The following is a 21,230-nucleotide window of genomic DNA, read 5'->3' on the forward strand; positions in this document are numbered from 1 at the left end:
AATCCCAAGCCTCCTGGTATTTTAATCATTATAACAAGACCCTGCGGCCGGCATTGGTTAATGCCGGCCGGCGGCCTGTTTCTGTTTTTCGCTCAACAGCTTGAGCAGCAGCTGCTGATCATTGTTTTGCTCAGCGGCCCGGATGCGGTCAAGCAGATCATTTTTCCGGCGCTGCTTGCAATTGGTGAATTGAGACAAGAGCAGCCGGCAGCTCTGCTCCGCCCAGCAGGCCTCTTCCATCATCATGGAGGTCACCATCTGCCGGTGTTGTTCATCTTCAAGGTGTCCGAGCAGATCTGAAGCGGTCTTACCCTCCAGGCCGATCACCCGGCCGACCTGTCGGCCCAGTTCCTGCATCCGGGAATCCTCAAACTGCTCCAGGATCCGGTTTTGCTCCACTTCGGCAATCATCTCAGGATGCTGGATCATCATGGCCACCACCTTCATTTCCAGGCGGTCTGTCGGCTGCCTGCGGGCTTCAGGTGCCGCGCCTGCAGAATCCCCGGAATTCGAAGCCGGAGCAGACGGTTGTCCTGAACCGCCGCGGGCGCGATTGCTCAAAGACGGCTGCTGCTGACGCACTTTTTCAAGCACCGCGGCCTCATCCACACCGATGGTTTCAGCCAGGTGCTGAATATAGACCGACCGGGCCACGGCATCCTGAATTTCGGCAAGCACCGGTGCCATTTCCGTAATGATTTTCACCTTTCCCTCTAAAGCCAGCCCGTGGGCGGAAACCGCGTTTTCGATCAAAAATCCAAACAGGGTCGGAGCCTTTTGCGCCAGCCGGTCAAAGGCTTCCGCCCCCTGATCAAACAAATAGGAATCCGGGTCATGACCCGGGGGCAGCAAAATCACGGCCGCCTCCATGCCTTCTTCAAGAAAGGCGCCGATGGTTCGCTTGGCAGCATTGACCCCGGCGGCATCCGAGTCAAACACCAGATAGGCTTTCTTGTCCCCGGACCCGGCAGCCCGGCTGAGCCTGCGAATATGATCCCGGGTCAAAGACGTGCCCAGGGTGGCAACAGAATTGGTCAGGCCGTGCTGATGCATGGCCAGCAGATCAAAATAGCCTTCAACGATGTAAACCCGGCCCCGGCTTCTGCAGGCGGACCTGGCCGCGTGCAGGCCGTAAAGGGTGCTGCGTTTGTGATATACCGGGCTTTCCGGGGAGTTTAAATACTTGGGCAGGGCCTCATCCATGACACGCCCCCCGAACGCCACCACCTGGCCGGTCACGTCCCGGATGGGAAAGATCACCCGGTTTCTGAACCGGTCATAGTACCCGTTCTGCTGTTTTCTGGGCACAATCAGTCCGGCTTTTTCCGCAAGAGAAAGGGAAAAGCGGTTTTTGCGCAAAAACCCGATAAGGTTGTCCCAGCCCGGGGGGGCAAAGCCGATTCCAAACTGTCTGAGAATCTCCGGATCCATTCCCCGCTTTTCAAGGTAACTTCTGGCACCCCTGCCCCGGGGGTTTTTCAGGAGCATCTCCTGATAAAATTCCATAACCCTGCGGTTTAGCCCCAGCAGCTGCTCTCTTTGGGATGCTTCCTGCCGCTGTTTTTCCGACATGTCCGGGGCGGGCAGGCTCACGCCGTATTGCCGGGCCACGGCTTCCACGGCTTCGGGAAAGCTGATGCCGTCGTATTTCATCAGAAAAGTAAATACATCTCCCCCGACTCCGCAGCCAAAACAGTGAAAAATCTGCTTTTCCGGACTGACGGTAAACGACGGGGTCTTTTCCGCATGAAACGGGCACAGGCCGGCATAGTCCTTTCCCGCCTTTTTCAGAAACACCCGTGCGGATATCACATCCACGATTTCCCCGGCGTTGCGGATTTCGGCAAGCTTTTCATCTGATATATACAACGCCAACCGATGCTACCTCCGATACAGGCTGTATGCCAAAGACATATTCGGGCAGGATTGGGCATGTACCCAAATTTAAATGAAAATAAGGATTTGACACGGGATTGTCAAATTGATTTTCAGCCCCGGCACCGGGCAAACCCCGCGCTGCCGGACATGTTTGTTACAGGGCATCAAGAAACGCTGCTGCCTCGCGCAAATCCAGCCGGCCGTCATACAGGGCACGGCCCGTGATAATGCCCGAGACTCCGTCCTCTGCCAGTTTGGAAAGGTTCCGGATGTCATCCATGCAGGAAACACCGCCCGAGGCCACCACGGGTATGCCCACAGCCCTGGCAAACTCCCGGATCGCCTCAATATTGGGACCGGTCTGCATGCCGTCGCGCTCGATATCGGTAAAATTGATGGCCGCCACCCCGGAATCCTCAAACTGCCGCCCCAGTTCAATGGCGGAAACCTCGGTGGTCTGTGTCCAGCCCTCTATGGCCACCTTGCCGTTTCTGGCATCAATGCCCACCACGATCCGGCCCGGAAAATCCCGGCAGGCCTGTCTGACCAGATCGGGATCATAAATGGCCGCACTGCCGATCACCACCCGGTCCACACCCTGGTCCAGATACATGCCGATGGTATCCAGATCCCGGATACCGCCGCCCACCTGGATGGGCACAGATCCCGCGGCTGATGTGATCTGCTCGATAGCCGCAAGATTTTTGGGGCTTTTTTCAATCGCCCCGTCAAGATCCACAACATGAATGAGTCGGGCGCCCTGGTCAATCCAGCGCACCGCCATGGCCGGGGGATCGTCTGAAAACACGGTTTCCTGATCCATTCGCCCCTGCAGCAGGCGCACGCATCGTCCGCCCTTGATGTCAATTGCCGGTATAACAATCATTTTACCCAACTCCTCAAATCCGAAACAGCGGCGCTACAATGTTCCCTTGGTGGACTGGACTCCGGCAATCCGCGGGTCATAAGATGTGGCCTGGTCCATGGCCCGGCCCACGGATTTGAAAACCGATTCAGTGATATGGTGGTTGTTTTCCCCGTAGGGCACCCGGATATGGAGATTCATGCCCACGGCATTAACCAGGGCCCGGAAAAATTCCTTTGCCAGCTGAGGAGAAAAATCCGAGTCCGGATACAGCCCTGCGGGCAGGTCATAGACCAGATAGGGCCGGCCCGAGAGATCCACCACTGCCTGGCAAAGGGCGTCATCCATGGGTGTTGCGGCAAATCCGTAGCGCACAATACCCGTTTTGTCCCCAAGGGCCCGGCAGATCACATCGCCGAGCACAATGCCGGCATCCTCCACGGTGTGATGAAAATCCACATCAATATCGCCCCTGGCGTGGACATGGAGATCAAACAGGCCGTGGACAGCAAACAGCGTCAGCATATGATCGAAAAAGGCAATGCCGGTATCAATGTCGTGTTTACCGCTTCCGTCAATGTCGATTTTGGCAGAAATCCGGGTTTCTTTGGTGCTGCGCTCAGCTTCCGCGGTTCGGGCCATATTTTGTTTGTCCTTTGTGCAATCCGTCTTCCGGTATCACCCCTGACTGCATACCGCAGAGTCGCCGATTTTGCGTGCCGGGAACGGGAAGGTGGCAGATTGTGTTGCAGATAAAACAGGATCCATGCAGACGGGCATTCGGAAATGGTTTTAAAAACATGGTGGAGATGAGGGGGCTCGAACCCCTGACCTCGGCGTTGCGAACGCCGCGCTCTCCCGGCTGAGCTACATCCCCACAAAATTCATAATCAAGTATCATTACCAGAAGCTTTAAATAAGGTCAAACAAAAAATAATGCCGTTACCACGGCCCCCGGATACCGGGGCGGGTGAGGACAAAGTCATAGCGCACCGGATCATGGGGAACCATTTGTGCAAAGCCGGCCGTGATGTCCATGGCGGTTTTGAGGTTGGCCTGTCTGCGGTCGGTCAGCCCCAGTTGGCAGCATACCCGGTACATGTGAACATCCAACGGAATGACGAGCTTTGCCGGGCGCATCAACTCCCATCCCCCGGGATCCACGTCATCGCAGCGCACCATCCAGCGCAGAAACAAAAACAGGCGCTTGCAGGCACTGCCCTTTTCCGGAACCGCCACCAGATGGCCCGGATTTTCCGGCCAGTACCGGGCCATTTCAGACACAAACGCACCCAGGGCGGGCGCATATGTGACATCTTTCGGACCAGTGCCTTGGTCAAATGCCTGCTCAAGACTTCCGTACCGGTCCACAACCCCTTTTAGACCTGCCAACATGGCTGCCACATGCCGTCCGGTGGCAAAGCGGTGCACAAATCCATCAAAATCCGCATACAGATGATCAATTCCGCTATTTTCCAGATAACTGCGGGGCGAAGGGCCCATTTTGTCCAGGACCATTCGCACGCTTTTGACAATCTGTCCCACCTGCCCGTAGGCCAGGGCAGCAGCCACAAAGGCGGCAATTTCCCGGTCTTTTATGTCCGGATAGTCATATACGCACTCCAGGGGATCCGGGCGGACGTATCTGCGGCGGTTGTACTTTCGGTACAACGCTTCAAGATCAGCGGCATTCATGGCTATCGAATCTTGGCCCGGTACAGCAGCAGGCTGTTTGTCACCACGGAAATGCTGCTAAGCGACATGGCCAGGGCCGCCAGCATGGGATGGAGCTGGCGCAGCATCATGGGCAGGCCTTCAAACGGGTTTAACACCCCTGCGGCCACCGGAATGAGCACCACGTTGTAGCAAAACGCCCAGAACAGGTTCTGACGAACCGTGGCCATGGTCCTTTGGCTGATGTGCAGCGCCCGGATCACCCCGTGAAGGCTTCCCGAGGAAAGCACCACGTCGCCGGTCTCAATGGCCACGTCGGTTCCCCCGCCAATGGCAAAACCCACGTCCGCCTGAGCCAGGGCCGGGGCATCGTTGATCCCGTCGCCCACCATGCCCACGCGGGAACCTTCTGCCTGCACCGAGCGGACCTTGTCCGCCTTCTGATCGGGCCGGACCTCTGCCAGTACCTGGTCAATGCCCAGTTCCTGTGCAATGGCCCGGGCCGTGGCAGTGTTGTCGCCTGTGAGCATCACCACTGTCAGGCCGTAGTCATGCAGCGCTGCCACCACTTCCTTTGCCTCGGACCTGAGCGTGTCGGCCACGGCAATGATGCCGGCGGCTCTGCCGTCTTGTGCCACCATGACCACGGTGCGGCCCTGCTGCTGCCATTTCCCGGCTGTGTCGGCAAATCCGGACACATCCACGTTATTGTCCGAAAACCAGTCAATCTTGCCCACTTCCACGGTGCGGCCGCTGACCTGCGCCCGGACCCCGTCGCCGCCAAAGGATTTAAATTCAGAAGCCGAATCAAAGGAAATGCCTTGATTTTCCGCTGCCCTGACAACGGCCCGGCCGATGGGATGCTCTGAGCCCTTTTCCACTGCTGCGGCCATTGCCAGAAGCTCGTGCTCCGATCCGCTGCCGCCTGTGGTCTCCACCACCTCGGGCTGCCCGGCGGTCAGGGTTCCGGTTTTGTCCAGCAAAATGGTGTCAAGCTGCTGGGCTGCCTCAAGGGCCTGGCCGCTTTTAAACAGCACCCCGGTTTCCGCCCCCTTGCCCGTGCCGGCCATGACCGCGGTGGGTGTGGCAAGGCCCAGGGCGCACGGGCATGCGATCACCAGCACGGATACCAGCCGGATCATGGACGGAACAAAATCTGCGGTCACCAGCATCCATATGGCAAATGTGGCCAATGCCGCCACGATCACGGCCGGCACAAACACCGCCGCCACCCGGTCTGCCAGGGCCTGGATCGGCGGCCGGCTGCCCTGGGCCTGCTGAACCATGCGCACGATCTGGGCCAGGGCGGTTTCCGCTCCCACCCGGGTGGCCTTGAAATCAAATGTTCCGTCAATGTTAATGGTGCCGCCGGTGACCGTATCTCCGGGCTTTTTGGACACCGGAACAGACTCTCCGGTGAGCATGGATTCATCCACCGAGGACTGGCCCGTTGCGATTTGGCCGTCCACGGCAATTCGCTGGCCGGGCCGCACCCGCAAAACCCAGCCCTTTTCCACGCGAGTGGCGGCCACTTCTTTTTCCTCCCCGTTTTCCACCACCACGGCCGTATCCGGCCGCAGGTTGAGCAGCTTTCTGACCGCGCCCCCGGTTTTTCGCTTGGTTCGGGTTTCCAGAAGCTTGCCGAACTTGATCAGCGTAATGATCACGGCGGCTGTCTCAAAATAGAGATGATCGCCCAAAACGGGCAAGATCAGCACGGCCAGGGAATAGAAATAAGCCACAGACGAGCCCATGGCCACCAGCACATCCATGTTGGCCCCGCGGTTGGCCAGGCTCCGCACACCGCTGGTGTAATAATCCCAGCCGGTGTAGAACTGCACCGGCGTGGCCAACACCAGAAAAACCCAGTTCACTGCGGTGGAATGCGCCCACGGGCCCAGAAGGCCAAAATCCCGGCCCATGGAAAGCACAAAAAGCGGCAGGGTAAAGGCCAGGCCCACGGCAAACTTGATGGCCTGATCGCGCACCTCGGCATCCCTGGCCGCGGATTCGGCATCTTCTGCGGATTCCGTCCCGCCTTCGGGAATAACCGCATCATAGCCGGCCTTGCGAATCGCCGCCACAATGCCGTCTAAATCCACCACAGAGGCGATATACTCCACACTGGCTTTTTCCGCGGCAAAATTCACGGATGCGGATACCACGCCCGGGGTTTTTTTGTTCAGCGCCCGTTCGATATTGGCCGCGCAATTGGTACAGGTCATGCCCGTGACCGGCAGTTCGGCCCGGCTGATGGCAACACCATAGCCGGCCTTTTTAACCTGCCCGACAATATCTTCGACCCCGAGTTTCCCGGGATCATATGAGACAGCAAGCTGTTCTGCGCCGAAATTGACCTCTGCGGATTCAATGCCGGTTAACTTTTTTACGCTGCGCTCGATATTGGCGGCGCAATTGGCGCAGGTCATGCCCGTGACCGGCAGCTGCCGGGTGACGGCATTCTGGCTGCGGCCGGTTGTTTCCGGGTTGCTGGAATTGGATTTTGCCTGATTTGCCTGATTTTCCGGATTCGACTGGGGTTGTGTCACAAAACCTTCCTGAGCAGTTGTTGGGCGCTGTTATTGGGCCGGGTAATTGATTTCCTTTAATTTTTCCAGAATCTGATCCATACTGGCCGGGGCATCAAACTTCACCGTGACCTGCTTTTGGTCCGCATCACCGTCAACCGATGCCACGCCCTGGATCTCCGAGAGTTCATTCTTGATGGTCATCACGCAATGGTTGCACGAAATATTGGGAATCTGAAGCGTCTTGGTTTCCATATCATCCTCCTTGTTCAGGTACGCAGTGCTGCTGCCAGCGCCCCTTCCAGCTCGGGGTATTGAAATTCAAACCCGGCTTCCAAAAGCTGCGCCGGCACCGCGCGCTGGCTGTTTAACATCAGCTTTCCAAGCTCACCCATGGCCATCTTTAGCACAAACCCGGGCACTCGCAGCACGGCCGGACGCCCCAGGACCCGCCCCAAAGTTTTGGCAAACGCCTGGTTGCGCACAGGATTGGGGGCGGTAAAGTTCACGGGCCCGGAAATATCGGAATTTTCAATCACAAAGGCCATGGCGCCAACCAGATCATCCATGTGAATCCAGGGCATCCAGTGGGTGCCGTCTGACATGGGGCCGCCCGCGAAAAACCGAAAAGACGGAAGCATGGCCGCAAGGGCGCCGCCGTCTTTTGCCATGACCAGGGCAAATCTGGGCAGAACCACCCGCACGCCCTTCTGCTGTGCGCCAAGCGCGGTATTTTCCCAGTCAATGCTGAGACGGGCCAGGAAATCATCGCCCGGCGGCGCGGTCTCATCGGCCAGGCGATCGCCCTTGTCTCCGTAATATCCCACCGCCGAGGTGCTGCACAACACCCCGGGCCGACCCTCGTCCATGGCCTCTACCAGATTTGTGGTGGTCTGGATCCGGCTGTCATAAACGAGCTGTTTATATTTTTCCGTCCACCTGGAAAAAATATTTTTGCCCGCCAGGTTGACCACTGCATCGGCTTTGGCCACTGCATCCTGCCATGAGCCCGGCTTTGATGTATCGGCCCGGATATAATGGATGTTATCATCTTTGAACGATTCAGGCGGCTCGTTTCGATCCACGGCCGTGATGGTCCAGCCCCTCTGCAGAAAATCCCGGATCATATGCCGGGCCACAAAACCGGCAGCCCCGGTGATCAATACATTCATACCCGTCTCCCAAAAAAAAATCAGGGCACAGCCAGAACAGCGGCGTTTTTAACCCCCTGGAGCACTTTCTGGGCCACACTGCCGAACAGAAAGTCCTGCAGGGACGAAACCCCTCTTCTGCCGATGATGACCACATCGTAACCGGATTCGGCCTCGGAAATGATATCCCTTGCAACGCCGCTGGAGCGCCTGTTGATTTTGGTATGAACCTGCTCGTGATCAAATCCCGCCTCGATCAGGCACCTGCGTGCCGCCTGGATTGCGGTTTCCACAAGCTCCCGCTTCTTGTCCTCAAGGGAGCAGAAGGCCTGCTGCTCGGACTTGAAATACGGGGTCAGTTCCGGGCTGTTCATGGCGCAAAGGGTGGAGCTGTCTTCAACAACGCTGAAAAGCGTGATTTTCGCATCCCGGAGAAAGTGATCCGCAGCAAACTGCACAGCACGCATGGCGTTTTCGGAATCATCAAAGGAAATCAGTACTTTTTTTGCCATTTCAAGGCCTCCTTTACTATGGCGGGGGTTTACGTTGAAGGTTTAAGATTCCCGGCTCAGGCAAAGGCCGGCGGATGCGACCGCTGCATACACCCATTCATGCCTGATCCAGCAATGCCTGAACCTGTGCCGGATCATAGCGACGGGCGGCCAGGGGGCTGTCTGCCAGCCCGGGCACCCGATCGGCAAAACTGGCACGGTTCTTTTTGTAAAACAGACCCGTGGCCATCCGGTCACCGCCGGCCATTGCAAGGTCCATGGCCGCATTCCAATCATCTGTATCATGGCCCTGCTCGTTGATATCATAGACCCGCTTTTTATACCAGTCATAGGTATTAACCGTGTTAAACGACACGCAAACCTGCATGATATCAATGACACTGAGCCCGCGGTAGTCCATGGCCTGACCGATGAGTCCGGCAAGCTGCTCCTTGTGGCCGCAGTAGGCCCGGGCCACAAAGCCCGCCCCCTGGGACAGGGCCAGTGCTGCGGGATTGAATGGGTCGCTTCTGACACCTTTTGGCTGGATTTTGGTGACAAAGCCCCGCTCTGAAGTGGGTGACGCCTGCCCCTTGGTCAGGCCGTAGACCCGATTGTCATGGATCAAAAGCGTCATATCCGGGTTTCGCCGGATGGCGGCCAGGAAATGATTGCCCCCTTCGCCGTAACAGTCGCCGTCTCCCATGCTCACAAGGATGGGAAGTTCACAGTTGGCCACATAGGCGCCTGTGGCCAGCGGCAGAGCCCGGCCGTGGAGGCCGTGGAAAAAATTGCACCGCAAAAAATGCGGGGTTTTTCCGGCCTGGCCGATGCCGGAGATCATCAAAACATCTTCCGGAACCAGCCCCTGATCGGCCAAACCCTGTTTTAAAGCCTCCAGGATGGGAAAATTGCCGCAGCCCGGGCACCACTTGTTTTCATAATCGCAATGAAAAGCGCTTACATCAACCATCAATGGCCTCCTCAGCAGCCTTTACCCGCCGGGCGATCTCAAAGGGGAAAAAGGGGCGGCCGTCGTATTTCAGTACCGCCTGATAACATTTCAGCCCGGTTTTCTCCCGGATAAGCCCGCCGAGCTGGGCGGAAACATTTTGCTCCACCATGTAGAAGCGTTCACAGCGGCCAAGGATCTCTTCTGCCGCCTGCTGCGGAAAGGGCCAGATATCGGTGAAATAAACCCCTCCGGCATCCATGCCTTCAGCTCTCAGCATCTCAACACTTTCGCCGATGGCCCCGGCAGCAGATCCCCAGCCCACCAAAAGGACACGGCTGTCGGGATAATCTGTCCGCGGCGGACGCATTTCCCCTTCCATGGCGGCCAGTTTTCGAAAGCGCTTGTCCACCTGGCCGATGCGATCCGGGATGGTTTCGCTGATGTGACCGTCCTGCTGGTGTTCGTTTCCACTGACCATGACCAGGGCTTGTCCCGCGCAGGGCAGCGCCCGGGGAGAAATCCCGGAATCGGTGATTTCATAGCGCCTGTAAGCTTTCGGATCATCCATGTCCGCATCCGTAACAATGTGGCAATCAATGGATTCAGGTGCGTTCAGGGGCTTTTGGGCAATGTTGACGGAATCGTTGAAATACTGATCCGTCAGCACAACAGCGGGCACCTGGTACTTGTCTGCCAGGGCAAAGGCCCGGCCCATGGTTTCAAACCCGTCATCCAGGCTTGTCGGGGCCAAAACAAACCTGGGAAACTCGTCCTGGGCTGCATGGAGCACAAATCGAAGATCCGCCTGGGCCGTTCTCGTGGGAAGGCCCGTAGCCGGGCCGGGCCGCTGGGAATTGACAATCACCATCGGGGTTTCCGTGATGCCGGCAAGCCCCAGGCCTTCGGTCATAAGCGCAAATCCGCCGCCTGACGTGGCGGTCATGGACCGCACCCCGGCAAATGAGGCCCCGATGACCATGTTGGCCGCGGCGATCTCGTCTTCTGCCTGCTCCACTACCAGCGGGGCCCGGCCTTCAAAGCCGGTGAGGCCGGCCATGATGCCGGTGGCCGGAGACATCGGATAAAACGCCGCAAACCGGCAGTCTGATGCCAGTGCCCCCAGGGCAAGGATTTGTGCGCCGGACAGCAATTTTCCGGCCGGTTTTTTCTCCGGCCAGGCAAAGGCCGGTGCAAAATCGATTTCCGCCACTGCCTGTGCCCCGGTTTGCGCGGCATTGAGGTTGTTTTCCAGAACCCCGGCTTTTTTGGCCTGAAACTGTTTTTTCAAAACCCTTTCCAGAAGACTGTCCGGCGCGCCCAGCAAAGCCAGGCAGGCACCTGCGGCAACAGTGTTGGCCATGATGGCCCCGCCGGCCTTGCGGGCCATATCGGTCACTGCTATGGACACAACATTGCTGCCGGCATCTGCCTCCTGGCTGTCAAAAATGGCCAGGCCGTCTTCTGCCAGCTCAGACAGGTGCATGTCCAGGGTCCTGGGGCTCAGGGCCACAAGCAAATGCACCCGGTGGTCCGGTGCGGTCACTGGCCTGTCGCTGATGCGCAGCTGCAAAAAGCTGTGGCCGCCCCGGATACGAGATTCAAAGTCATTTACACCCAGAACATAAAGGCCGCATCCATGGCAGACATGGGCCAGCAGGTCTCCGACCGTCTGAATCCCCTGTCCGGCTTCGCCGCCGACTTTCACTGTCACATCTATACCCATTGTCTCCTCCGGACCCGGCCGGTCCTTGTCCTAAATTTTCCCGGCCCGTCCGTCATCGCAGGCATCGTCTGTATCATCAAACCGGGCATGCTCGCCAACCGGCATCTTGGTGCAGACATCTTCAAACGAGGTATTCTTGTCCATGGTGCGCACGGCCTCCAGAACCGAGTCATAATCCGGCTCCTGACCGATCTCCGGCACCTGCTGGGTGTAGAGCACCCGTCCGTTTTCGTCGATGACCACCACTGCCCGCGACAGCAGTCCGGCCAGAGCACTGTCTGTTATGCGCGCCCCGTAGCGGTCCCCGAAATCCAGACTGCGAAGCTCGGCCAGGGAAATAACCGCATCCAGCCCCTCTTTGTCCACAAACCGCTGGTGGGCAAAGGGCAGATCCCGGGAGATGCAAAGCACGGCCGTGTTGTCCAGGCTGTGGGCCGCTTCATTGAACCGGCGCACGGATTCGGCGCACACCATTGTCTCAATGCTCGGAAAAATATTTAAAATCACCTTTTTGCCTGACAGATCCGCCAGGGACAAATCAGTGAGATCGGTTTTGGTGAGCACAAAATCCGGTGCCGGCTGCCCGAGTTCGGGCAGTTCGCCATTGGTCTGAACCGGGTTTCCTTTAAATGTGATATTGGCCATGGCCGCCTCCTTATTGGGTTTCATTTCGTTTAGAAAAAGGGTTTCCCCGCATCGTTTTTACAATATAAGCATGGCAGGCGGCCAATGCATCCAAAAGCCTACATCAAAAGGATCTTTTCAGTGGCGGCCAGGTAGGTGCGAAAACCCCCGGCCAGATTAGCGGCTGAAAAACCATTTTGAATCAGCATCTTATAGGCCAGATAGGAGCGCATGCCCACGGCGCAATAAGCCACATGGGTTTTGTTTCTGTCCAGTTCGCCCATCCGGTCGCGCAGTTCATCCACGGGAATATGCACGGCCCCGTCAATGGTGCCCGAAGTCCTGACCTCGATTTTGGTGCGCACATCCAGCAGAACCATTTTTTCCGGATCAAGCCCGGCCACCTCATTCCAATTGATTTTTTCCAAATCCTTTTTGATCAGGTTGGCGCCCACGTATCCGGCCATGTTCACCGGGTCCTTGGCCGAACCATATGGCGGGGCATAGCACAGATCCAGCTCTTCTAAGTCAAAAACCGTCAGTCCGGCATAAATGGCCGTGGCCAGAACATCAATGCGCTTGTCCACCCCGACCTTGCCCACGGCCTGGGCGCCCAGAAGCCGGCCGGTACCGGGGCTGAAAAGCAGTTTCACCGCCATGGTCTCAGCACCCGGGTAATAGCCCGCATGGGAACCCGAATGGGTGTAAGCGGCTGTATAGGGAATATTTTCCGCTTTCAGGGTTTTTTCGTTTAACCCGGCTGACGCGGCCGTGTGCTCAAAGACCTGAACCGCACTGGTGCCAATGGTGCCCCGGAAAACCGAAAGTCTTCCCATGACATTGTCTGCTGCAATACGGCCCTGCTTGTTGGCCGGGCCGGCCAGGGGAATGAGCACGGGTTTTCCGGTGAGCCGGTGGCGCATCTCCACGGCATCGCCCACGGCATATATGTGGGGATCCGAAGTACGCAGGGTGTCGTCCACGCAAATGCCGCCGCTGTTGCCAAGGGTCAGGCCGGCCTTGCGGGCCAGGCCGGTTTCCGGACGCACGCCGATTGACAAAATCACCATGTCGCAGTCAATCTCATGACCGCTTTCGGTCTGCACGGTTATGGCTGCGCCGTTTTGCTTCAGCGCGGCCACCCCGTCGCCGAACCGGCAGTCCACCTTTTTTTCAATCATGTGCGCCTGCACCAGCGCTGCCATTTCATAATCAAGCGGCGGCATCACCTGGTCCATTTTCTCCACCATGGTGATCTGCACGCCCCGAAAGACCAGGTTTTCAATCATTTCCAGGCCGATAAATCCGCCGCCCACCACCACGGCGCGCTCTGGCTGGTTTTCATCCACGTATGCCTTGATCCGGTCGGTGTCGGGAATGTTTCTGAGGGTAAAGACATTGTCCAGGTCCACGCCTTCAAAAGGCGGACGGATGGGTTCTGCGCCCGGGGAGAGAATCAGCTTTCCGTAGAATTCCCGGTACTGCTCGCCGGTTTCACGATTTAAGACCACCACCTGCCGGTTGTCCCGGTCAATATCGACAACCTCGGAGTTGGGCCGCACATCCACATTATACCGTTTTGAAAAAGACTCGGCATCTGTGACCAGCAGATCATCGCGCTTTTTGATTACCTCGCCGATGTAATACGGCAGGCCGCAGTTGGCAAAAGAGATATAGGGACCGCGCTCCAAAACGATGATCTGAGCGGTTTCATTCAACCGCCGGGCCCGGGCCGCAGCAGTGGCGCCGCCTGCGACACCGCCGACAATAACCAGTTTGTCTGTCATAAAACCGCCTCCTTTGAAAAAAGCGCATTGCTTTGTCCAAACTTTGATTTGCGTGAAAGGATGTTACTGAGTCGCTTTCGCCAAAATATAAAATTTAATCATAATCAGCGGCAAATCAATGGGGGCTCTCTGTCGGGGTTATCAAATGTTGATGACCTGGTCGGCCAGCTGCATGGCAGTGACAATATCTAACATGTTGGTGGTCTGGCCCGCCTGCTTGTGCTCCAGCAGACCATAGTGGTCCAGGCAGGTGCCGCAGACCAGCACGGCAAGCCCGTCTTTTTCCAGCTGCTGCAGAGCGGAAAGCACCTCGGAGCCGGTCACCGCAAGCCGGACCCCGTTGTTGACCAGCACCAGGCGCCACAGCTCCGGGCCCATTTCATCTAATGTATTGACAAAATTGGTCATGAGCTTTTTGCCCAGGACGTCGTCGCCGTAGCCCATCCGGTCTGTGGTGATCATTACCATGATCTTTTTTTCCGGCTTTTGCCCGGCCTCTTGCGCGGGGCCGGGCAAATCCGTAACCTCCGCAGACGCCTGAGCGTCCTGACCGCTTCGGGTGCCCGTCACCCGGAAACCGTCTTCTGTGTTTTCCACGGTTGCTTCATAGGCTTTTGAGGCAAAAAAACGGCTCACATTCTGGCAGGCCGCTTCGTTGTCCACATGCACGGTCAGGGTATCAGGGGCCTCGGCCGCAATGACCTGCCGGGTCATGAGCACGGGTGCCGGGCACGCCTGTTTTCTGCAATCGAGTTCTTTCATTCAGACCTCCGTTTCAGCGCACAGGACAAATTGCGTTTTATTTTGGCCTGTGCTAATTTTCACAAAAACCAATCACATCGCTTGACTTTTATTAGGAATGGCTGCAGGGCTTGCTTAACGTGTATGCAATGTAAGTCCGGCAGGGCGTGTGCGGCAAATTGCAAATTCTGATGGATTTGCTTAAAACAATTGAAAAAATCTATGGAAGCGATTATCACATGGATCTCTGGCAGCTCAAAATTTTTAAAAAGGTCATTGACCTGGAGGGCTTTTCCCGGGCAGCCGAAGCCATCCACCTCACCCAGCCCACGGTGAGCAGCCATATCCGGGATTTGGAAGCCCACTTCGGCTGCCGGTTAATCGACCGGATGGGCAAAACCGCCAAGCCCACCCGGGCCGGAGAACTGCTGTATGAATATGCCGACCGGATGCTGGGCCTGGCAGCGGAAACCGAAAGCGCGGTGGCCGAATTTCTGGGTCATATCAGCGGCCAAATCGCCATTGGCGGCAGCACCATTCCGGGCGGCTATATTCTGCCCCGGCAGATCGGCGGCTTTACCCGCACTTACCCGGAGGTGCGCATCCGCCTTCATGTCAGCGACACCCGACAGATCATTGATGACGTGCTGGCCGGCCGGCTGGATTTCGGCATGGTGGGCGCGGAAGCCGAAACCGATCGAATTGTCCAGAAGGCACTGATCCGGGATGAAATGCGGCTGATTGTGCGGACCGATCATCCCTGGGCCGATCGCAGGGAAATCGAACTGGACCGGCTCTGCAGCCAGCCCTTTTTGCTCCGGGAACCCGGATCCGGCACAAGAAAATCCCTGGAAAAGCAGCTGGCCCGGGCCGGGTTCAATATGGACAGCTTCACGGTAGCAGCTGAACTGGGCAGCACAGCCGCGGTGATCCAGGGCATCAAAAGCGGCATGGGCATCTCCATTCTGTCCCCCATTGCCGTGGAAGACGAACTCAAATCCGGGTCATTGAAAGCCCTGTCTGTAACCGGGCTGGATCTCTCCCGGCACTTTTACCTCACCACCCGCCGGGAGCGCACCCCGTCGCCGGCTGCCCGGGCGCTGATGGATTACCTGGAAAAACAGATGGCCCCGGAAGGCCTATAAGTCATCAGTAAGAAAGATATAAAAGCCTGCTTTCATATCGGACTTATCGGGCCCTTATCGCGCTTATCGTTGTTCTGCGGTTGTCCCGTTCCGACTCCCGGCAGATTGCTTGACCCGGAACAGCCGGTATACCGAAACAAAAAAGAAGGGTGCGTAAAACACCACAAACAGGGTGGCAGCGGAAATGCCGCCCAGCACCCCGATGCTGATCGCATTCTGCGCCCCTGAGCCCGGACCGGAGGCAAAGGCAAGCGGCATGACACCCAGGATAAAGGTGAACGACGTCATCAATATGGGGCGCAGCCGCTGCTTTGCAGCATGGAATGCGGCATCATAGGCGCTCATGCCATCTTCGAAATTGTTTTTTGCAAATTCGACAATCAAAATCGCATTTTTTGCCGCCAGCCCGATGGTCATCAGCAGGCCTACCTGAAAATAGACGTCATTGGCCTGGGAACTGAGCCAGGTGCTCAAAAGCGCCCCAAATATGCCGAAAGGCACGATCAGTATAATGGCCAGCGGAATGGCCCAGCTCTCATAGAGTGCGGCCAGTGCCAGAAAGACCGCAACCACGGAGATGGCATAGAGCAAAGGGGCCTGGCTGCCGGCCTGCCGCTCCTCGTAGGAAAGACCCGTCCATTCGATCCCGATGCCCTGGGGCAGGCTTTTTGCAAGCTCTGCGACCTCCTCCAGCGCTTGCCCGGAACTGACGCCCCCGGCTGCCGACCCCTGGATTTCAAGCGAGGAGGAACCATTAAACCGGGTCAATTGCGGTGAGCCATGGGTCCAGCCGCCGGAGCCGAACTCCGCAAGCGGCACCATACCGCCGGATTCGTTTCGAACATACCAGCGGCCAATATCGTCAGGCATCATACGGTAAGGGGCATCGGCCTGCACATAGACCCTTTTGACCCGGCCCTTTTCCAGAAAGTCGTTTACATATGTCCCGCCCAGGGCGGTGCTCAGTGTCTGATTGACGGTGGAAATCGGCACGCCCATGACCCGCGCCTTTAGAGCATCGATGCGCAGATTGTACTGCGGGGTGTCGCTCAACCCGTTATAGCGGACCTGCGTCAGAAGGGGGCTGCTGTTTGCCTTTCCCAGCACTTGATTCATGGCATCGGACAGGGCCTCATTGCCGAGGCCCGCCCGGTCCACCAGCTGGAATTCGAACCCGCTGGCGTTGCCCAGGGCGGATACCGGCGGCGGGACAATGGGGATGATAAACGCGTCGCGCACCCCGGAAAGCTGCTGCCGGGCCTTTTGCTGAATCCTGAAAACAGAGTTTTCCTCGCCCCTCTGCTCCCAGTCCTTGAGTGCGATAAACGCCGCGCCCACATTCTGGCCCCTGCCGGCAAAACTGAACCCGGCCGCGGCAAAAATCCCGTCCACGGCTCCGCCGACCTTGTCGAGATAAAAATCCTCGATTTTTTTGATTTTTTCAAGTGTCCGCTCCAATGTCGCGCTCGGCGGCCCGTCGAGCATAACAAACATCCGGCCCTGATCCTCGTCAGGCAGAAAAGATGTCGGAATCCGGAAAAAAAGCACCGCGCTTGCCGCCGCCAGAACAATAAAGACAAGGGGCAGAACAATGCGGCTTTTCATTAATTTGTGCAAAACCCGCGCATGCCCGTTTTGCACTTTCTCATACCCGCGGTTGAACAAACCGAACGGCCCGGTGCGTTTGCGGCTCCTGCCGGGCCTCAGGACCATGGCACAGAGCGACGGTGAGAGGCTCAGCGCAATAAACAGTGAAATGGCCATGGCTGCGGCCATGGTGATGGAAAACTGCCGGTAGATGGCGCCCGTGGCCCCCTGAAAGAAGCTCATGGGCAGAAAAACCGCCCAGAGTACGGTGGTCGTGCCCACAAGCGCACCCGAAATCTCCCGCATGGAGAGAAACGCGGCCTGCCTGGATGTGAGGGTCTTGTCCTCTTCCAGCTTGCGCTGGACGTTTTCCGTGACCACAATGGCGTCATCAACCAGCATACCGATGGTCAGAACAAGTGCAAACAGCGTCAGCAGGTTGATGGAATAGCCGAGCGCCGATAAACAGGCGAAAGTCCCCAGAAGCACCACCGGGATGGCCACCGCGGGGATGAATGTGGCCCGCACGGTTTGAAGGAATATGAAAATCACCAGCACAACCATGCCGATGGCCAGGCCCAACGTTTTTAATACCTCGGTGATTGAAGCCCGGATAAAGGGGGAAATATCGACAGGATAGGCGGTTGCGATGCCTTTGGGAAAAATCGGTCGAAACTCTTCCACCCGGTCCTTGAGTGCCTGTATGGTTTCCAGGGCATTGGCGCCGGGGGCCAGCTGGATGGCAATGCCGGCGGCGGGATTCCGTTTGTACCGGCCGATAATGCTGTAGCTTTCCGCGCCGATCTCGATGCGGGCCACATCACCGAGGGTGACCCTGGATCCATCCGGGGCAACTGTAAGCAGAATCCGGGCAAACTCTTCGGGCGTCTCCAGAAGGGACTGGGCGGTGATGGTCGCATTGATCTGCTGGCCCTCAACACTCGGTGCACCCCCGATCTCGCCGGTGGCCAGCTGCACATTTTGCTCCTGTATAGCGCCGATCACATCCAGGGCCGTAATTTTGTAGTTGTACATGGCCGATGGATCGAGCCACACCCGCATGGCATGCTCCGGGCCGAAGGCATTGATCTCGCCGACCCCGTCGACCCGGCTCAACGGTTCCACCAGATTGGAGGCGATGAAATCGGAAATATCATTTCGGTCAAGCGTGCCGTCTTCCGCGTAAAACCCGACGATCAGCGCGTAACTGCTGCCGGATTTGCGAACCGAGATGCCCTGCTGCTGAACGATTGAAGGCAGCGAGGCCTGGGCCTGGGAGACTTTGTTCTGGGTCTGCACCTGGGCGATATCCGGATCCGTGCCCGGCTCAAAGGTCAGGGTGATGCTCGCCCGCCCGGCAGAGGAACTCGTGGCCTGAATATAGCGCAGGTTGTCGATTCCCGTAAGATTCTGTTCGATCACCTGCGTGACGGTATTTTCGAGCGTTTCGGCCGATGCGCCCGGATAGTTTGCCGAAACCACGATTTTCGGGGCGGCGATCGTTGGATACTGCTCCACCGGCAGAATAAAAATGGAAAGCGCCCCCGCCCCCATGATGGCAAGAGCGATGACCCACGCAAAAATCGGCCGGTTGATGAAAAACCTCGACAGCATTGCCTATGACCTATTTTTGCCCGAGGGACCGGTTTTCCCGGCGCCCTCCGGATCCGGATTATTGCCCGGGTCTTTTTTTTCTTCAAGCGCTATGGGCTCTACCACCGTTGCCTGGCGCAGCATCATTGTCCCCTCCACGATCACCCTGTCGCCGGCCTCAAGGCCTTCACGGATCACCCAGTTGTTTTTGCAGGCAGCGCCGGTTTTCACGCCGCGCTTTTCCGCCTGGTCGCCTTCGCCGATCACCCAAACGGAATTTGTGCCGTCTGGTTCGATGATCACGCTTTTCTGGGGGACAATAATGGCCTCCATGGCCCCGGCCAACTCCAGGGAGGCCCGCACGAACATGCCCGGCAGCAGTTCAGTGTCCGGATTGGGAATCACCGATCGCAGGCGGATGGTTCCGGTCTGCGGGTCGACAAAAAGATCAGCAGCATCGAGTGCGCCGGCATGGGGATAGGGTTCTTCTGAACTGCCGGGCAACAAAGACACGCGATATTCGGTTTCAGGCTTTCCCTTCATCCGGTCGGCCATGATGCGCTGCTGCACTTGCCGGGCTTCTGAGGCCGATTGGGACAGGTCGACATAGACCGGGTCCAGCTGCCGGATCGTTGCAAGAGCGGCCTGCTGCCCGGCGGTGACCAGCGCCCCCCCGGTTACGGCCGACGGCCCGATATAGCCGCTGATCGGGGCGTAGACCTTTGTGTAGTCGAGATTGATTTTTGCGGTCCGCACTGCGGCTTGGGCCAGCGCGACTGCCGCCCTGGCCTGCTCCAGATCGGCCATGGCGTTGTCGTAGGCCTGCTCGCTGATCTCTTTGGCGCCGATCAGGCGTTCGTAGCGGCCGGCCAGGGCGGCCGCGTTTTTCAGCTTTGCCCTGGCATCCTGCAGCCCGGCCTGGGCACTCTGCAAGTCGGCCTCATAGCGGGCCGGATCGATCTGGTAGAGCTGCCGGCCTTTTTCGACAAAGCTGCCTTCCCTGAATAGCCGGGATTCGATGATGCCGCCTACCTGGGGCCTGATCTCGGCTATACGATACGCTTTTACCCGGCCGGGCAGTTCATTGGACAGCGTGATCTGCTGCGGCTTCACCGTGATGTATCCCACCTCGGGCGGGGCTGCGGCGGCTTCTGATTCAGGACCGCCGCCTTTCTGGTCTTCGGGATTCTGATCGGCACAAGCCAAAAACGGGATGACGCATGCCAGAATGAATAACACGCTCAGATAAAATCTCATTTCAAAACCTTGTAACATTCGGACTGCAGCCAAAAGTTCCCCCTCATGAACCGGTTTTTCGGCAACGCCCCGTATGCGATTGGTCAACCGCCAACAGGTTGATAAGGGTCTCCGGTTCCGGCTATTTCTGAAGGGTTTCGCTTTCAAAACGTTTAACTGTGATGTATACCATGAAATTCAATTAACCGGACCGGAAAAATTCAGTGATCCGGGCAAAAAATGCGGTTTTCCATTGGCCCGGTGCCGGGGATATAAAATTCCAGCCCCCGGCTTGACCGATGCTGCGGGGCCTGCTAAGAAAAAACCAACCTTTGGAAAAAACCAGGACATCATGGATCCGCACCCTTTTTTGGAAAATATCGCCATTGTTTTAAACCGGCCCAGGTATCCGGAAAACATCGGGGCCGCGGCCCGGGCCATGTGCAACATGGGCCTGGGCCGCCTGATCGTGGTCAGCCCGGAAAACTTTGACACCAGCCGGATTCTCACCCTGGCCACGCACGCGGCCGCAGACCTGGCAAACGGCATCGAAGTTTTTGATGATCTACAGACCGCGCTTGGCGGCTTCAGCTACGTGGCCGGCACTACCGCCCGGCTCGGGGGGCGGCGGCAGGTCCTTTCCTCCCCGGAAAAAACAGCTGCAAAACTGATTTCCATCAGCGCACAAAACAAGGCGGCTGTTTTGTTCGGCCCGGAGGACCGGGGCCTGACCAATGCCGAACTGCAATTCTGCCACAGCCTTGTCCATATTCCCACTGCCCGGTTTTCCTCCATCAACCTGGCCCACTCAGTGACCATTATCTGCTATGAACTGTTTAAGGCCACCCTTGCCCCGCCAAAGGCCTTTTCCCCGAAACTGGCCGACCGCAGACAGCTTGATGCCATGTACGCCCAGTTAACCGAAACCCTGGTGCGCATCAACTATCTTCAGCCTGAAAACCCGGATCACTGGATGGACCGGTTCCGGCGATTTTTCTCCCGCCTGCCCCTGCGCGCAGGGGAGGTAAGCCTGATCCGGGGCATCTGCCGGCAGATCAACTGGTATGCAGGCAAATGCTACAGGGACGGGCAAAACCGCAAGCCCCCGGATCCGGCCTTGGGCCTTGATAATGCCGACGATGGCTAAACCCTGGCCTGTCGATTTACAGCCCGGCCATCTGCATGAATTGCTTGACATCTTCCGGATTTCCCATAAAAATAGAATAAGAAACCAATTCTGCCTTTTTCCGAT

At 57.6% G+C, this 21,230-nt stretch carries 17 protein-coding genes and 1 tRNA gene; 2 read left to right on the forward strand and 16 right to left on the reverse strand.

The genetic code is table 11. The features are described from left to right. Positions 1 to 57 precede the first annotated feature (57 nt). From dnaG to yedF, 14 genes are all read right to left on the reverse strand, one after another. Positions 58 to 1,875 (reverse strand): DNA primase, encoded by a 1,818-nt coding sequence (gene dnaG / locus HNR65_RS13565; RefSeq protein WP_181552053.1) that lies wholly within the window; start codon positions 1,873 to 1,875, stop codon positions 58 to 60. Between the two features lie 157 nt (positions 1,876 to 2,032). Then, positions 2,033 to 2,764, reverse strand: coding sequence for a 1-(5-phosphoribosyl)-5-[(5-phosphoribosylamino)methylideneamino]imidazole-4-carboxamide isomerase (hisA, locus tag HNR65_RS13570; protein WP_181552054.1), 732 nt, complete (start codon positions 2,762 to 2,764; stop codon positions 2,033 to 2,035). Between the two features lie 33 nt (positions 2,765 to 2,797). Beyond that, positions 2,798 to 3,385 carry an imidazoleglycerol-phosphate dehydratase HisB gene (gene hisB, locus HNR65_RS13575; protein ID WP_181552055.1) on the reverse strand — a complete coding sequence of 196 codons (588 nt, stop codon included), beginning with the start codon at positions 3,383 to 3,385 and terminating at the stop codon, positions 2,798 to 2,800. A 159-nt stretch (positions 3,386 to 3,544) separates the two neighbouring features. Next, positions 3,545 to 3,620: transfer RNA gene (locus HNR65_RS13580), tRNA-Ala, on the reverse strand. 65 nt (positions 3,621 to 3,685) lie between these two features. Beyond that, entirely contained in the window at positions 3,686 to 4,438 is a 753-nt protein-coding gene (locus HNR65_RS13585) for a TIGR02757 family protein (protein ID WP_181552056.1), read from the reverse strand. A gap of 2 nt (positions 4,439 to 4,440) precedes the next feature. Continuing rightward, the gene (locus tag HNR65_RS13590) at positions 4,441 to 6,966 is read right to left on the reverse strand and encodes a heavy metal translocating P-type ATPase (RefSeq protein WP_332309033.1); all 2,526 of its coding nucleotides are present in this window, start codon (positions 6,964 to 6,966) and stop codon (positions 4,441 to 4,443) included. 30 nt (positions 6,967 to 6,996) lie between these two features. Beyond that, a complete protein-coding gene (locus HNR65_RS13595; protein ID WP_181552057.1) occupies positions 6,997 to 7,200 on the reverse strand; it encodes a heavy-metal-associated domain-containing protein in 204 nt (67 codons plus the stop codon). Between the two features lie 14 nt (positions 7,201 to 7,214). Continuing rightward, a complete protein-coding gene (locus HNR65_RS13600; RefSeq protein WP_181552058.1) occupies positions 7,215 to 8,117 on the reverse strand; it encodes a TIGR01777 family oxidoreductase in 903 nt (300 codons plus the stop codon). A 20-nt stretch (positions 8,118 to 8,137) separates the two neighbouring features. Next, complete coding sequence (locus HNR65_RS13605) at positions 8,138 to 8,608, reverse strand: universal stress protein (RefSeq protein WP_181552059.1); 471 nt, start codon at positions 8,606 to 8,608, stop codon at positions 8,138 to 8,140. 97 nt (positions 8,609 to 8,705) lie between these two features. Further along, positions 8,706 to 9,560 carry a thiamine pyrophosphate-dependent enzyme gene (locus HNR65_RS13610; protein ID WP_181552060.1) on the reverse strand — a complete coding sequence of 285 codons (855 nt, stop codon included), beginning with the start codon at positions 9,558 to 9,560 and terminating at the stop codon, positions 8,706 to 8,708. Next, complete coding sequence (locus tag HNR65_RS13615) at positions 9,553 to 11,265, reverse strand: 2-oxoacid:acceptor oxidoreductase subunit alpha (RefSeq protein ID WP_181552061.1); 1,713 nt, start codon at positions 11,263 to 11,265, stop codon at positions 9,553 to 9,555. The genes HNR65_RS13610 and HNR65_RS13615 overlap by 8 nt, the downstream gene beginning before the upstream one ends. A gap of 30 nt (positions 11,266 to 11,295) precedes the next feature. Next, a complete protein-coding gene (gene tpx, locus HNR65_RS13620; RefSeq protein WP_181552062.1) occupies positions 11,296 to 11,910 on the reverse strand; it encodes a thiol peroxidase in 615 nt (204 codons plus the stop codon). A 98-nt stretch (positions 11,911 to 12,008) separates the two neighbouring features. Continuing rightward, positions 12,009 to 13,676: an FAD-dependent oxidoreductase gene (locus tag HNR65_RS13625; protein WP_181552063.1), complete on the reverse strand. Its 1,668-nt coding sequence runs from the start codon at positions 13,674 to 13,676 to the stop codon at positions 12,009 to 12,011. Between the two features lie 141 nt (positions 13,677 to 13,817). After that, a complete protein-coding gene (yedF, locus tag HNR65_RS13630) occupies positions 13,818 to 14,438 on the reverse strand; it encodes a sulfurtransferase-like selenium metabolism protein YedF (RefSeq protein WP_181552064.1) in 621 nt (206 codons plus the stop codon). A 170-nt stretch (positions 14,439 to 14,608) separates the two neighbouring features. Here yedF and HNR65_RS13635 point away from each other — a divergent pair, with 170 nt between their 5' ends. Then, on the forward strand, positions 14,609 to 15,562 hold the full coding sequence (locus HNR65_RS13635) for a selenium metabolism-associated LysR family transcriptional regulator (protein WP_232364778.1): 954 nt from the start codon (positions 14,609 to 14,611) through the stop codon (positions 15,560 to 15,562). Positions 15,563 to 15,625: 63 nt separating this feature from the next. On the opposite strand, the gene HNR65_RS13640 is transcribed toward HNR65_RS13635, so the two are convergent. Next, complete coding sequence (locus tag HNR65_RS13640; protein ID WP_269750887.1) at positions 15,626 to 18,763, reverse strand: efflux RND transporter permease subunit; 3,138 nt, start codon at positions 18,761 to 18,763, stop codon at positions 15,626 to 15,628. Between the two features lie 3 nt (positions 18,764 to 18,766). Next, a complete protein-coding gene (locus HNR65_RS13645) occupies positions 18,767 to 19,999 on the reverse strand; it encodes an efflux RND transporter periplasmic adaptor subunit (protein ID WP_181552065.1) in 1,233 nt (410 codons plus the stop codon). A 331-nt stretch (positions 20,000 to 20,330) separates the two neighbouring features. On the opposite strand from HNR65_RS13645, the gene HNR65_RS13650 reads away from it, so the two are divergent. After that, entirely contained in the window at positions 20,331 to 21,125 is a 795-nt protein-coding gene (locus tag HNR65_RS13650; RefSeq protein WP_181552066.1) for an RNA methyltransferase, read from the forward strand. Positions 21,126 to 21,230 lie beyond the last annotated feature (105 nt).

It is taken from the genome of Desulfosalsimonas propionicica, from assembly GCF_013761005.1.
Lineage (GTDB): Bacteria > Desulfobacterota > Desulfobacteria > Desulfobacterales > Desulfosalsimonadaceae > Desulfosalsimonas > Desulfosalsimonas propionicica.

Bases quoted from the DNA above. Each gene is read 5' to 3' on its own strand.
- HNR65_RS13600 (WP_181552058.1), bottom strand. From the start codon at position 8,117: ATGAATGTATTGATCACCGGGGCTGCCGGTTTTGTGGCCCGGCATATG.
- HNR65_RS13585 (WP_181552056.1), bottom strand. From the start codon at position 4,438: ATGAATGCCGCTGATCTTGAAGCGTTGTACCGAAAGTACAACCGCCGC.
- HNR65_RS13645 (WP_181552065.1), bottom strand. From the start codon at position 19,999: ATGAGATTTTATCTGAGCGTGTTATTCATTCTGGCATGCGTCATCCCG.
- HNR65_RS13605 (WP_181552059.1), bottom strand. From the start codon at position 8,608: ATGGCAAAAAAAGTACTGATTTCCTTTGATGATTCCGAAAACGCCATG.
- hisA (WP_181552054.1), bottom strand. From the start codon at position 2,764: ATGATTGTTATACCGGCAATTGACATCAAGGGCGGACGATGCGTGCGC.
- HNR65_RS13595 (WP_181552057.1), bottom strand. From the start codon at position 7,200: ATGGAAACCAAGACGCTTCAGATTCCCAATATTTCGTGCAACCATTGC.
- hisB (WP_181552055.1), bottom strand. From the start codon at position 3,385: ATGGCCCGAACCGCGGAAGCTGAGCGCAGCACCAAAGAAACCCGGATT.
- tpx (WP_181552062.1), bottom strand. From the start codon at position 11,910: ATGGCCAATATCACATTTAAAGGAAACCCGGTTCAGACCAATGGCGAA.
- HNR65_RS13650 (WP_181552066.1), top strand. From the start codon at position 20,331: ATGGATCCGCACCCTTTTTTGGAAAATATCGCCATTGTTTTAAACCGG.
- yedF (WP_181552064.1), bottom strand. From the start codon at position 14,438: ATGAAAGAACTCGATTGCAGAAAACAGGCGTGCCCGGCACCCGTGCTC.
- HNR65_RS13615 (WP_181552061.1), bottom strand. From the start codon at position 11,265: ATGGGTATAGATGTGACAGTGAAAGTCGGCGGCGAAGCCGGACAGGGG.
- HNR65_RS13635 (WP_232364778.1), top strand. From the start codon at position 14,609: ATGGATTTGCTTAAAACAATTGAAAAAATCTATGGAAGCGATTATCAC.
- HNR65_RS13610 (WP_181552060.1), bottom strand. From the start codon at position 9,560: ATGGTTGATGTAAGCGCTTTTCATTGCGATTATGAAAACAAGTGGTGC.
- HNR65_RS13625 (WP_181552063.1), bottom strand. From the start codon at position 13,676: ATGACAGACAAACTGGTTATTGTCGGCGGTGTCGCAGGCGGCGCCACT.
- HNR65_RS13640 (WP_269750887.1), bottom strand. From the start codon at position 18,763: ATGCTGTCGAGGTTTTTCATCAACCGGCCGATTTTTGCGTGGGTCATC.